Source organism: Halomonas sp., assembly GCF_052095765.1.
GTDB lineage: Bacteria > Pseudomonadota > Gammaproteobacteria > Pseudomonadales > Halomonadaceae > Halomonas.
This window is the reverse complement of record NZ_JBQDJZ010000026.1, coordinates 16,433-28,996: the sequence shown is the minus strand read 5'-3', so window position 1 is coordinate 28,996 and position 12,564 is coordinate 16,433. Positions and strand designations below refer to the sequence as shown.

Below are 12,564 nucleotides of genomic sequence, written 5' to 3'. Positions count from 1 at the left end.
GTGCTGGTGTATCAGGCCGGGCAGGCGCTTTACGAGCTGTCTGGCTTGGCTGAGCAAAGTGCGCGGCAGGCCGTTGAAGAAACCCGCCGGGCGCGCACCATTGCCAGCCTAGCGCTTAGCTTGGAGCGCAGCGCTAGGCAATATGCCGTGGTCGAGGAGCCAAGCCTGCTGGCCATGTTTGATGAACAGCTGGCCAGCTACCGTGTGTTGCTCAGTCAGCATCATCAGTTGCTGCCGGATGACCCGGATGTCACAGCGCTGGTCGCTTATCTGAGTGGCCTGGCTGACATGAGCGCGCTGCCTCTAGAAGAGTTTGGCGAGCAGCTGGGCCAGTTTTCCAGCATGGCGCAGCATATTGAGCCGATGCGCTTGGCGACCAATGTGTTAATTGACCAGCGCCTGGACAGCATCCACGCCGAGGCGCTGGCCGTGCGTGAGCTACTGTGGTGGCAGGCGCTGGCGCTGGTGTCCGCCAGTCTGGTGCTGATGATTCTGTTTACCCGCCTGATCATTCGCCCGGTCAGCCATCTGGAGAAACGTATTCTCAGCATTGGTGGCAGTCAGGCGACGCCTCAAAGCCCCATTCAGGTGCCCTCAGAGCTGGCCAGGCTCGATGAGCGGCTGGACTGGCTGGCCTCGCGGTTGCATGAACTGGAAGAAGAAAAACGCCAGTTTCTGCGGCATATGTCCCATGAGCTCAAGACGCCGCTGGCTAGCGTGCGCGAGGGTGCCTCGCTGCTGGCCGACGGTGTGGCCGGTGACATGACCGCAAGCCAGCGTGAAGTGCTGGAGCTGATTGATGCCAGCGGCAGCGAATTGCAGCGCTTGATTGAGCAGTTGCTGGATTACAATGTGCTGCAACAGAATCGCAGCCAGGAGGTCACGCGCCTGGACATTGCCACTTTGGCTAGAGACGTGCTAGCTAAGCATCGTCTGGCACTGCAAAGCAAAGGCATGCGCGTTACGTTGTTTGATGGCCCCTTGTACTGGCATGTTGTACCGAATGCGACGACCACCATTGTGGACAACCTGATTTCCAACGCCGTCGCCTATGGTGAGGACGGCGGTGAGCTAGACATTCGCGCCAGTTGCCGACAAGGCTCTCTGCATATCGAGGTAGCCAACAGCGGTGATGCCATTGCAGACAGCGATCGCGATAAACTGTTCACACTATTTTATCAGGGCCAGGCGCGGCGTAAAGGCGCGCTGAAAGGCTCGGGTATCGGACTGTCTGTCGCTGCAGACTGCGCGCGGCTCCAGCAGGGATCGCTTGACCTGGTTGATGATGACCGTTTTTCGGTGTGTTTCCGGCTGACTCTGCCGCCCACCGACACAAGGAAGCTGTGATGAAATTACGTCCTTTGCTGGCCTGTGTGATGGGCATGTTGATGGCGGGCTGCCAGTGGCTACCTGCCATCGACGGCCACAGAGGTAATTTTCAGGGGCTAAACTGTCTGGGAGGAATACCGGATTTCACCCAAGACGAATGCCTACTGGATGACTGGGTCGCCTACGGGCTGGCATCCCAGCAGGGCGATGCTGAGTGGCGCGAGGCCATGCTGGCCCAGCTTGAGGCCGATATTGAAGAGCCCCGTGCCGATCAGCGCCTGGCCCGAGCCATGGTGCTGGCCTGGGGCGACGATGCCCAGCGCAGCCAGGCTTCTAGCCTGCTGCATGCCGACCTTGGCGTAGCACCAGTGAACCTTCAGCCGCTACTGAGCTACTGGCTTGGCGAGCTTGAGCAGCGGCGTGAAGCTAACGCTAGGCTGGCGGAGGCGCGTCGCGCTCGTCGCGCATCAGGTCAGCAAAGCGGTGCGCTGCAAGCAGAGGTTGATACGCTGAACAGCCAGGTTGAGGCACTGACGACCAAGATCGAAGCGCTGACCGAGATTGAGCGTAATATCAACGCGCGTCAGCACCGCGAATAAGCCTAAAGGAGGTAGCGTCCATGTCTGCAAGCATGTCCACAGGTTCAGGGGTTAGCAGCGAGCACAATGCCCATCTTCTGCTGGTCGATGATGATCTCAGCCTGTTGAAGCTTTTGGGAATGCGCCTGCAAAGTCGGGGCTTTCGCGTCACTACCGCCGCCAGCGGCAAGGAAGCGCTGACGCGCCTGGAGGCCGAGCGCCCGGACCTGGTACTTTCCGACATGCGCATGGATGAAATGGATGGTCTGGCGCTGTTCCGTGAAATTCAACGCCGCATGCCGGGCCTGCCGGTGATCATTCTTACCGCACATGGCTCGATTCCTGATGCCGTTGGCGCTACTCGTGAGGGGGTTTTCGGCTTTCTCACCAAGCCGGTCGACCGTGACGAGCTGTTCGCTACTATCGACGAAGCGCTGCTCCAGAGTACAGGTAGCCGTGATGAAGACGATGAGGACTGGCGTTCGGCGATTATCACCCGCAGCCCCGAAATGGAGCGCATCCTTGAGCAGGCCAAGGTAGTAGCAGCTTCGGATGTCAGCGTGCTGTTAACCGGTCCGTCGGGGTCGGGAAAAGCACTGATGGCGGCAGCCATTCATAAAGCCAGCCCGCGTGCCGACAAGCCTTTTGTCACGCTAAACTGCAGCGCTTTGCCCGAGCAGCTGCTCGAAAGTGAGCTGTTTGGACATACCCGTGGTGCCTTTACCGGTGCGCTCAATGAGCATCGTGGCCTGTTCCAGGCAGCTGATGGCGGCACACTGTTTCTTGAAGAAGTCGCTGATATACCCCTGACGCTGCAAGTCAAATTATTGCGCGCGCTTCAGAACGGTGAAGCTCGCCCACTGGGCTCGAACAGCAGCATAGCGGTGAATGTGCGTCTGATTTCAGCCACTGATACTGACCTGGCCCAGGCCATGCATGACGGTGAGTTCCGCGAAGATCTGTTCTACCAGCTGAATGTGGTCAACCTGAAGTTGCCACCGCTGAAAGAGCGTGCCGAGGACGTACCGCTGCTAGCTCGGTACTTGCTGGCCCAGGCGGCCGCGCGGCACAAGCCCTTTGTGACCGGGCTTTCACGGGAGGCACTGAATCTGCTGGCTGCCAGTGCCTGGCCCGGCAACGTGCGTCAGCTGGTCAATGTGGTGGAGCAGTGCGTCGCGCTGAGCAACACGCCGATTATACCCGAGGCGTTAGTGACCCAAGCGCTGGCGGCGGAAGAGAATGCGCTGCCGAGCTTCAGTGATGCCCGGGCCGGCTTTGAGAGAAGTTATCTGGTCAAAGTGCTCAAGATTACCGAGGGCAACGTGACCCAGGCGGCGCGTATCGCCGGGCGTAACCGTACCGACTTCTACAAGCTGCTGGCCCGCCATGAACTTGAGCCTTCAAGCTTCAAGCCAGGCGGCTACTACAGCAGCGAGGCCTAAGTGAGAGGTCGTAAGCCTATCCTCGGCCTTCAACCCTGACACGGAGCTTTCCATCGACCAGTCGCACACTCAGTAGCTGTTCGGGCTGGGTGTCTTGGGCCTGGCGAATCACCTGGCCGCTGCTGTCCTGCACAATGGCATAGCCACGACCCAGCACGGCAAGCGGGCTGACCGCTTGCAGCTCGCGCACCACAGCCGCCAGATGTTGCCGGTGAGCAGCTTGCTCGCGCCGGATGCCGGCTTGCAGACGTCGGTAGCGTTCATCAAGCCCCTGTTTTGCCTCGGTGAGGTATTGCTCCGGCGAGCGCCGGTCCAGACGCTGGGTCAACAGCCGGTGCTGCTGCTGTTGTCTTGTCAAGTGGGAATCCATGGCGCGAACCAGTCGGGATTTCAATTGCGCCAGCTGGTGGCCTTGCTGATCAAGCACTGCACCAGGGTGGCGCAGACGGGCGCGTAAATGGTCAAGACGCTGGGCCTCGGTGTGCAGGCGGCGGCGCTGGCTACTGACCAGCTGACGCCCAGTTGCCTTGAGCTGACTGGCTAGGGTGAGGCGATCAGGTGTCAGCTGCTCGGCGGCAGCCGACGGCGTAGGCGCGCGACGGTCGGCAGCAAAGTCGGCCAGAGTCACATCGACCTCATGGCCCACCGCCGACATAACCGGCAAGCGCGAATGGAAAATCGCCCGCGTCAGGTGCTCATCGTTGAATGCCCACAGGTCTTCTAGGCTGCCGCCACCGCGAGTAACAAGAATTACATCGCGCTCAGGAGTCAGCGCCGACTGGCGGTTCAGCAGCGCCAGAGCGGCAATCATCGCTGGGGCCGCCGCCTTGCCCTGCACCGGTACCGGAATCAGGCTAACATCCACTAGCGGCCAGCGCAGCTTCAGCACTGCCAGCACATCGCGTACAGCAGCACCGCTGGTCGAGGTCAGCACCAGTAAGCGCCTCGGCGGGTAAGCCAACGGTCGATTGTTGGCAAAGACGCCTTCGTTGCTAAGCTGCGTTTTGAGTCGTTCATAGGCTGCCCACAGCTCCCCTTCGCCGCTGGCTTGCACTGCCTCGGCTAGCAGTTGGTAATCGCCGCGGGGCTCATACAGCGACACCTTGCCGCGCACCTTGACCCGATCACCATCGCGCATGGGTGCTGCCACAAAGCGCACCTGGCTGCGAAACAGCGCACAGCGTAGTTGGGCAAACTCATCCTTGAGCGTGAAGTACACATGCCCTGACGCCGGCCGCGATACGCCGGATAGCTCACCCTCAACCCATACCTGACCAATGCTGAGCTCCAGCTGTTCCCGAGCACGACGGTTAACGTCGCTGACGCTCAGAACATCAGGGGTGGCAGGCGAGACGGGAGTGTTCACAGCAGGCATGCAAGCAGCTTCTTCGGAAGGGGGGGGGCGCCAGTTTATCATGTCTGGCCACCATGCATTATGGGGTGGGAGGTGTCAGATTGTGTCAGCGCAGACCATGCAGGCTTTGCATAGGTTCGCAGACTTTCTTCACTGATACGTTCTGCCATGGTGTCAGTAAAATTTTTTCCAAAAATGGTTAACAAGTCGCTGGAGGTGTTGCACTTGGTAATTGAGGCTGCCCAGCTACACGACAGAGCCTAGTCAGGCGTCGGCTTGTTGCAAATGAAATACCCGCGTAACTCCGGATGTTCGGAGGTTACGCGGGTATCTTTTATTGCAGCTGTCAGTGCGTCAGGCTTGGACCTAGGGCATGTTACTGCTGTTGTGCTTCTTGAGCCTGGTCGTTATGGGAAGACTCTGCTGCGGCTTCCGGCTGGGTGGCTGCTTGCGGCAGGTCTTGTTGTGTGGATTCCATGCCCTGGGCATCAGGATTTGCACCAGTAAGTAATTCGAAGCGGTCGTGGGTCATGACACACATCACTCCAGCCTGGTTTTCAAAGATCGGGTGGTTAGTGTCGCAATACAGGGCAGCTGTATTCAGGGCATTGAAAGCACGAATTTCGGGGTTGGGTTGTAACAGACGCGCCATGAACAGCTCGCCTTCTGGGCATTGCATGGCTTCTTCATCAGTGGAAGCCACGCAGAGCTTGGTCTGGTCTACCGCCTGAAACTGCGGATAGTCAGAGAGACAGCCGGTGAGGAGTAGGGGGGCGCCAATCAAAAGGGCCGCCAACTTCAGGGTGCGGTTCATGCTGTTGTTACCTCAATACGTGCGGGGGTCGCTGAAAATGGGAGTCTTGCTGCTGTTTCGCTGGGCAGCCAGCCTGGAAGCTGGCCACAATCACTGTCACAAACGCTATGCGTGAAGCTTATCTCTGCGGTCTTCGTATGGCTAGAGACGGAGGCCTGCTCAGGGTGTGAACATTGTTTAATTCACTGGCACTTACGGCCAGTTCACGGCATAAAAGACAAATTGTCTACGAGTGACGAAAGTTATGAGCCGCTGAACGCGTCATATTGTGGCCACGCTGGAAGCGGGATTGATTGTCAGCCGAAAGAAGTGAGATGAAAAGCTAGGTATATCAGGGGAGTATCAAAGGGGAGTGGCGCCCCCATCAGGATTCGAACCTGAGGCCTTCCCCTTAGGAGGGGGACGCTCTATCCAGCTGAGCTATGGGGGCGCGACGGGCGGCATTATAAAGTGCCGGGCGGCCAAGTTAAACCCGCGGCTGTCGGAGATTGTGTCTGTTGCAGGTAGAATGTGCCTTTTCCTGTGATGGATGATCCAGTATGTCAGCTCCCGCCAGTCCGCTTTCGTCGGCAGGCGATCGTCACTTTGACGGTCTCGCCGAGAAGTTTGCTAAAAGTCTGTACGGCGGCCCGCGCGGGCATCTGCGGTTGGCTTTGCTGGACCGTTTGCTGCCGGAGATGCTGGATCTACACGGCCAGCCGGTGCTTGACGTAGGTGGCGGGCTTGGGCAGATGAGTGAGTGGCTGGCCAAGCGAGGCCATGCGGTGACTCTAAGCGAACCGTCTGGCGAGATGCTGGCGATAGCGCGGGAGCGTCTGGCGGCGTTTCCGGTGACCTTTCATCAGCAGCCGCTGCAGGCATTTGGCGAGGTGGCCCCCGGGCCTTGGCCGTTGGTGGTCTGCCATGCGGTATTGGAGTGGGTGGCTGATCCCCGCGCGGCGTTTGAAGTGCTGACCAATTTGTTGGCGCCGGGCGGGCAACTGTCGCTGATGGTGTTCAATCGCGATGCGCTGCGGTTTTCCAATGCCGTGAAAGGCAATCTGCGCAAGGTGCTCGACGACCGTCTGGCCGGACGCGGCCTGCGCCAGCGGTTGACGCCGATCTCACCACTTACCCATGCTGAAGTTACTCAGTGGGCCGAAGTCTGCGGACTGAGGCTCACTGCGGTGGCGGGAGTGCGCATTTTCCACGACTACCTGCGTCGTCCGACGGAAACTCAGCAGGGTCACGATGACTTGCTGGAAATCGAGTGGCGTTATTGCCGAGTCGATCCGCATTGGCGGCTGGGGCGTTATTTGCTGTATACCTTTGAGCGTGATGAGGCTCGGAATGCGCCAATCGGCTCGTTACGGGAGAGTGATCAATGAGTGCTGAAACCCAGGTGTGCCAGTTACTTGAGCGGCAGTCGACCGACTATTGTGGCTGGTTGTGGGTTGCGCCGCCCAAGGATAGCTGGTTGGAGACGGGCCAAGGCATGCTGCTCAGCGCCGATGAGGCCATGCTGAATGCCTGGCGTGGGCGCGGGCAGTCCGCGATTTCGCCGTTGAGTGCTGCCTTGGGCGGGGCAGGGCTAGGCGAAGCTGAGCTGGCGCCGCCCGGCGTTGTGCTGTTCTGGCCCAAGGCCCATGCGTTGGGTGAGTGGTGGTTGCTGTGGTTATGCGCTCAGCTTCCACCAGGTACGCCGCTGCAGGTGGTGGGCGAAAATCAGGGCGGCATCAAGCGCGTACTCAAGGTGTTGGCGGCGCTGGGATTGGGCTGCCAGCGGCTGGATAATGCACGGCGCTGCAGTTTGTTTGGCTCTGCACTGGAGCGGGTAGCGTTGGAGCCCGACGCGGCCTGGTCGCACTTTGAAGCCGCCGGATTGACATTGGCTAGCCATCCGGGGGTATTCGGCCACGGCAAGCTCGATGATGGTACACGGCTGTTGCTTGAGCACCTGCCTGATGCGCTGACCAGTATCGCACCTGAGAGCAGTGGCGTGCTCGACATGGGGTGTGGCGACGGCATCATCGCCGCCTGGCTGGCTCAGCGCGGGCATCAGGTGTGTGCAGTGGATGTCAACGGTTTTGCGGTGGAAGCGACTCGACGTAGCCTGGCGGCCAATGGGCTGGTCGGTGAAGTGTTGCCGGGTGATGTCTATTCGTCGCTTGGCGGACGGCGTTTCGATGCCATTGTCAGCAATCCGCCATTCCATCAGGAGCGCAGTGTTGACCACGGTCCGGCCAGTCGGCTTATTCGCGAAGCGCCAGAGCATCTTAAGCCGGGTGGTTCGCTTCTGTTGGTGGCTAATGCCTTTTTACCCTGGCCGAGGCAACTGAGCGAGACCTTTGGTGACTTCGAGATACTGGCTGATGATCGGCGTTACCGGGTGTACCGCGCCGTTTGGCGTTGACAGCTAGAGCTATCTTCAACAGGCCAGCGGCCTGCGTCACCCAATAAACTGGCTTTCCACAGGACCAAGCCAGTGCGCCCATCTGCTGGCTTCATCAGAGCCTGAGTGATGTCACAGTTTACTGTGGGAGGGCAGCTGGCTACGTGCTACGCGACGGCTTTTCGTATCGCCCGATAAACTGGGCTTGTCTGTTGAGCCGTAAGGCGCCTTTGGGTCAGACAGTTGGTGTCTGGTACTCGATTTCGGTAATCAGCCAAGTTTTTTCCCCGCCGGGGGCTGCTACTGTGGCCTCGTCGTCAAGGCCTTTGCCGAGCAGTGCCTTGGCCAGCGGTGCGTCTACGCTGATCCAGTGCTTGCTGGTGTCGGTTTCGTCGTGACCGACGATACGCAGGCGCATTTCTTCGCCGTTGTCGTCTTCCAGGGTGACAAAGGCGCCGAAGAATACCCGCTCGGTGTCTGCTGGCAGGCGGTCAATGATCTGCAGCTCATCCAGCCGAGTAGTTAGGTAGCGGATGCGGGCGATCACCCGGTGTAGTTCTTTCTTGTTATAGGTGTAATCGGCGTTTTCACTGCGATCGCCAAGTGCGGCGGCTTCGCCAACCTTGGCTGATATGGCGGGGCGTTTGACCCGCGACAGATGGTCGAGAATGCCGCGCATGCGCGCAGCCCCTTCAGCGGTGATCAGGTTGCTCTTGGGCTCCTGGCGCGGATCCTTGGCGGGATCGCGCCAGCGGGTCATGTTGCGGCCTTTCATGGGTACATGCTCTGTTCAGTGGTGAGATGAAACACTGATGGTAACGCACCCAGGGGTGATGTTGGTGCTGGTGGTTCATTCAAACGTTCGTTACATTTATGCTGGCAACCGACGATGACAATCATAAAAGGACGACATCATGCGTAACCCGCGTATCAACTCTGATTTTAGCTCTGGTCAGACCAGCACGAAAACCCGGCTTCAGCAGTTATTGTTGCCTAGTGCTCTGGCGCTGACACTGGCGGTGTCGCCTTTGGCACTTGCGCAGTCGTGGGATGGTCCGGCTTACGAGCTGCTTGGTCGCTGGGAGCACATCACCACGGCGATGGACAAGAGCAGCCGCGAGCAGGCACTGGAGTCACTGGCTGCGGAGGCGACGGCGCTGGTAGAGGCCAACCCCGGCAATAGTGACCTGCTGATTATTGATGGTATTGTCCGGGCGTCGCTGGCGCGTGAAGTGGGCGGCCTTGGTGCCCTGGGTGCTGCCAAACAGGCCCGAAAAGTGCTGGAGCGTGCGGTTGAAATTGACCCCGACGGCCATGCAGGATCGGCCTATGTCACTCTGGGTGCGCTCTATGATCGTGCGCCGGGCTGGCCGGTGGCGTTTGGTGATAGTGAAATTGCCGAGCAAATGTTCCAGCGCGCGTTGGAAATTCGCCCTGAAGGCATGGATGTGAATTATTATTACGCTGCGTTTCTGGCCGATGAAGGCCGTAACGCTGAGGCCATTGAGCACGCCCGTCGCGCTGAGCAGGGCACGCCGCGCGCCGACCGTCAGGCTTCTGATACAGCGCTGAAAAATCAGGCCAGGGTGCTGCGTCAGAAGCTCGGCGGCTAATGGGAACCTTGTCAAGACTGGCGGCATCGCTTTGCTGTGTCGATAATGGGGCTTGGCTGATTTTGGCTAAACTTGCCTGAAAGTGGAGTAACCCATGTCAGAAACTGAAGCGATGTTCGCCGGTGATACTTCGGATCAGCCCCCGTTTTGTGCCGACGATGTGGACGTAGTGGCCCGTCATTGTCTTTATCAGGGTTTTTTCCGTCTGGAGGCTATCGAGCTGCGCCATCGCCTGTTTGATGGCGGCTGGAGTCAGGTGATGACCCGCGAAGTGCACTGCCGTCACGACGCCGTAGGCGTGCTGCTGTATGACGTTGAGCGCGACACCGTGGTACTGGTGGAGCAGTTTCGCCCCGGTGCGTTGGATGACGAGCACTCCCCCTGGAAGCTGGAAATCGTCGCCGGACTCGCTGAGCCGGGCGAGAGCGCAGAAGACGTAGCGCGCCGTGAGGCGCTGGAAGAAGCCGGCTGTGAGGTCGGAGAGCTGTTCGAGCTTCACCGTTACTACCCGAGCCCTGGCGCCTGCGATGAGGAAGTCACATTGCTGTGTGGCCTGGTGGATAGCCGTGGCCTTGGTGGCGTGCACGGCCTGGAGGAGGAACACGAAGACATTCGCGTGCACGTGGTACCCTTTGGCCGGGCCATGGCGCTGCTGCGTGAAGGGCGGCTTGATAACGCCATGTGCCTGATCGGTCTGCATTGGCTGAATGCCGAGCGGGCGTCATTACGGGCCAGGAGGTAAGGTGAATCGGCGTGCTTATGTAACGGATCTCAAGACCCTGCAGGGCGAGTGCTCCGCTAATTATTTACGGCTGGTGCGCCTGTTGGGCGATACCGAGGCGGGGGAGAGCCGCGAGTTCGAGCTGATCAGTCATGGTCGCTCGCTGGGCTTTCTGTGCCTGGAGGTCCAGGAGCGTGCGCCTTATACCACCATCGTGCGGGTTTCCCAGCCCAGCGCGTTGGAACACAGCGGCTTGGAGGGTGCGCCCCTTGGTGGCAGTGCGCTGGAGCAGGTGCTGTCATCGCCGCGCATGCGGGTGCACCTATATCACGATGCGCGCATGGCCGAAGTCACGGATTTTCAGCGTCAGCGCCACTTCGATGGACGCTATCGCTACCCTAATGCCCACATGCGTCAGCCTGACGAAAAGTTGCAGCTCAACCGTTTTCTTGGCGAGTGGTTGAGCCATGGGCTGGCCCATGGACACGCGCTTGATCTGTCGGAGTTGCGTTGATGCGTATTATCCAGATTACCGACTGTCACTTGCGCGCCGACCCCGATGCGCGCTGCCGCACCGGCGTGGCCTATCGACAGCTGGAGGCGGTTGTTGCCAGTGCCCGCCAGCTTAACCCTGATTTGGTGGTGCTGAGCGGGGATATTAGCGAAGACAATAGCGTTGAGTCCTACGTGCTGGCGGAGCAGGCGATGTCGCGCCTTGGCTGCCCGTGGTATTGGCTGGCCGGCAACCATGACGCGCCGGCGATCATGGCCAGTCTGCGGCCCATGCCCGAGGCGCTGGACGCCGGAGGCTGGCGCTTGCTACTGGCCGACACCCACTGGCCAGGACATGCCCGGGGCCAGCTGGGCGATGATGGGTTGGCCGCACTGGCCAGAGCGCTCGATGCGCATAACAACCAGCCGACGCTGATTTTCATGCACCACCCACCGATGGACGTAGGCTCAGCGTGGATGGATGCCTTGGGGCTCAGCGACAGTCAGGCGCTCTGTGACCTGCTGGGCGGACGCTCCCAGGTTCGCGGTATTGTTTGCGGGCATATTCACCAGGCATTTGTCGGTCAGCTTGCCACCCGCACCGGTGAGGTTCCGGTCTACGGTACGCCATCAACCAGCGACCAGTTCTTGCCCGGCAGTGTTGAGTTTGCGGTGGACCGCGTTGCTCAGCCCGGCTTTCGAGTGATCGAGCTGAACGAGGATGCGTTTTCTAGCTGGATAGAGCGGGTCAGTTTGCTGTCTTGATAGGTTGTTATGGAATAAAAAGATAGACATTGATTCTTTTGAGCAATTAATAAGCTTTGTTAACCTCGCATCATCCTGCCACTTTCCCTGCGATGCGAGGTATCTGGGCCATGTCCACCCTGCACGTTGCCAGGCAAGCCGATAATCCGGCTGTTGCCGCTGATGAGGCTGCCGTCACGCCGCGCCGAATGACTCACCTCAAGCAACTTGAGGCTGAGTCGATCCATATCATCCGTGAGGTTGCCGCTCAATTTAGCAATCCGGTGATGCTGTACTCCATCGGCAAAGACTCGTCGGTCATGCTGCACCTGGCGCGCAAGGCGTTTTATCCCGGGGTGCCGCCGTTTCCACTGATGCACGTCAACACCACCTGGAAGTTTCGCGAGATGATCGCGTTCCGCGACCGTATGGTTGCCGAGGCCGGCATGTCGCTGATCGAGCACGTTAACCAGGACGGTGTGTCGGCGGGCATCAATCCTTTCGATCACGGCAGCGCCAAGTACACCGATGTGATGAAGACTGCTGGTCTCAAGCAGGCGCTGGACAAACACGGTTTCGATGCCGCCTTTGGTGGTGCCCGGCGTGACGAGGAAGCCAGTCGTGCCAAGGAGCGGGTGTTTTCTTTCCGTGACAAGCACCATCGCTGGGAGCCCAAATCCCAGCGTCCTGAGTTGTGGAGCCTCTATAACACACGCATCAACAAGGGCGAATCGATCCGGGTGTTTCCGCTGTCGAACTGGACCGAGCTGGATATCTGGCAGTACATCTATCTGGAGTCGATTCCCATTGTGCCGCTTTACTATGCTGCGCCGCGTCCGGTGGTGCAGCGCGATGGCCTCGACATCATGGTCGATGACGAACGCTTTCCGCTGGAAGCCGGTGAAGTGCCCGAAGAGAAATGGGTGCGTTTTCGTACCCTGGGTTGTTACCCACTGACTGGCGCGGTGGCATCCCGGGCGCAGACGTTGCCCGATATCATTCAGGAGATGCTGCTGACCCGCACCAGTGAGCGCAGCGGCCGTGCCATTGACCACGATGGTGCCGGCTCCATGGAGAAGAAGAAACGTGAAGGGTATTTCTGAGGG

13 protein-coding genes and 1 tRNA gene are annotated in these 12,564 nt (G+C 59.5%); 10 read left to right on the top strand and 4 right to left on the bottom strand.

Annotated features, from left to right (window positions below; genetic code table 11):
- From ACTH3D_RS05400 to ACTH3D_RS05390, 3 genes are all read left to right on the top strand, one after another.
- Nucleotides 1-1,347, top strand: a 1,347-nt coding sequence (locus ACTH3D_RS05400) for an ATP-binding protein (protein ID WP_441666039.1), incomplete at its 5' end; no start/stop codon positions are given.
- Nucleotides 1,347-1,928: a hypothetical protein gene (locus tag ACTH3D_RS05395; protein WP_441666037.1), complete on the top strand. Its 582-nt coding sequence runs from the start codon at nt 1,347-1,349 to the stop codon at nt 1,926-1,928. The genes ACTH3D_RS05400 and ACTH3D_RS05395, both read left to right, overlap by 1 nt.
- 20 nt (nt 1,929-1,948) lie before the next feature.
- Nucleotides 1,949-3,349, top strand: coding sequence for a sigma 54-interacting transcriptional regulator (locus ACTH3D_RS05390; protein ID WP_441666035.1), 1,401 nt, complete (start codon nt 1,949-1,951; stop codon nt 3,347-3,349).
- Nucleotides 3,350-3,365: 16 nt separating this feature from the next.
- Here the strand turns inward: ACTH3D_RS05390 and xseA are convergent, their stop codons facing one another.
- From xseA to ACTH3D_RS05375, 3 genes are all read right to left on the bottom strand, one after another.
- Nucleotides 3,366-4,724 carry an exodeoxyribonuclease VII large subunit gene (gene xseA / locus ACTH3D_RS05385; protein WP_441666033.1) on the bottom strand — a complete coding sequence of 453 codons (1,359 nt, stop codon included), beginning with the start codon at nt 4,722-4,724 and terminating at the stop codon, nt 3,366-3,368.
- Nucleotides 4,725-5,079: 355 nt separating this feature from the next.
- Complete coding sequence (locus ACTH3D_RS05380; protein ID WP_441666031.1) at nt 5,080-5,517, bottom strand: hypothetical protein; 438 nt, start codon at nt 5,515-5,517, stop codon at nt 5,080-5,082.
- Nucleotides 5,518-5,870: 353 nt separating this feature from the next.
- A tRNA-Arg gene (locus ACTH3D_RS05375) sits at nt 5,871-5,947 on the bottom strand.
- A gap of 109 nt (nt 5,948-6,056) precedes the next feature.
- Here ACTH3D_RS05375 and ACTH3D_RS05370 point away from each other — a divergent pair.
- Entirely contained in the window at nt 6,057-6,884 is an 828-nt protein-coding gene (locus ACTH3D_RS05370; RefSeq protein WP_441666029.1) for a methyltransferase domain-containing protein, read from the top strand.
- Nucleotides 6,881-7,909, top strand: a complete 1,029-nt coding sequence (locus tag ACTH3D_RS05365) for a methyltransferase (RefSeq protein WP_441666027.1) — start codon at nt 6,881-6,883, stop codon at nt 7,907-7,909. Before ACTH3D_RS05370 ends, ACTH3D_RS05365 begins: the two co-directional genes overlap by 4 nt.
- A gap of 214 nt (nt 7,910-8,123) precedes the next feature.
- Here the strand turns inward: ACTH3D_RS05365 and greB are convergent, their stop codons facing one another.
- Nucleotides 8,124-8,663, bottom strand: a complete 540-nt coding sequence (gene greB / locus ACTH3D_RS05360; protein WP_441666025.1) for a transcription elongation factor GreB — start codon at nt 8,661-8,663, stop codon at nt 8,124-8,126.
- A gap of 139 nt (nt 8,664-8,802) precedes the next feature.
- Here greB and ACTH3D_RS05355 point away from each other — a divergent pair, with 139 nt between their 5' ends.
- From ACTH3D_RS05355 to cysD, 5 genes are all read left to right on the top strand, one after another.
- Nucleotides 8,803-9,501 carry a hypothetical protein gene (locus ACTH3D_RS05355; protein WP_441666023.1) on the top strand — a complete coding sequence of 233 codons (699 nt, stop codon included), beginning with the start codon at nt 8,803-8,805 and terminating at the stop codon, nt 9,499-9,501.
- Between the two features lie 94 nt (nt 9,502-9,595).
- Entirely contained in the window at nt 9,596-10,243 is a 648-nt protein-coding gene (locus tag ACTH3D_RS05350) for an NUDIX domain-containing protein (RefSeq protein ID WP_441666021.1), read from the top strand.
- A 1-nt stretch (nt 10,244) separates the two neighbouring features.
- Complete coding sequence (locus ACTH3D_RS05345; RefSeq protein ID WP_441666019.1) at nt 10,245-10,736, top strand: DUF1249 domain-containing protein; 492 nt, start codon at nt 10,245-10,247, stop codon at nt 10,734-10,736.
- Nucleotides 10,736-11,479: a metallophosphoesterase gene (locus ACTH3D_RS05340; protein WP_441666017.1), complete on the top strand. Its 744-nt coding sequence runs from the start codon at nt 10,736-10,738 to the stop codon at nt 11,477-11,479. The genes ACTH3D_RS05345 and ACTH3D_RS05340 overlap by 1 nt, the downstream gene beginning before the upstream one ends.
- Nucleotides 11,480-11,589: 110 nt before the next feature.
- Nucleotides 11,590-12,561 carry a sulfate adenylyltransferase subunit CysD gene (gene cysD, locus ACTH3D_RS05335; RefSeq protein ID WP_441666015.1) on the top strand — a complete coding sequence of 324 codons (972 nt, stop codon included), beginning with the start codon at nt 11,590-11,592 and terminating at the stop codon, nt 12,559-12,561.
- The last annotated feature ends 3 nt before the right edge of the window (nt 12,562-12,564 follow it).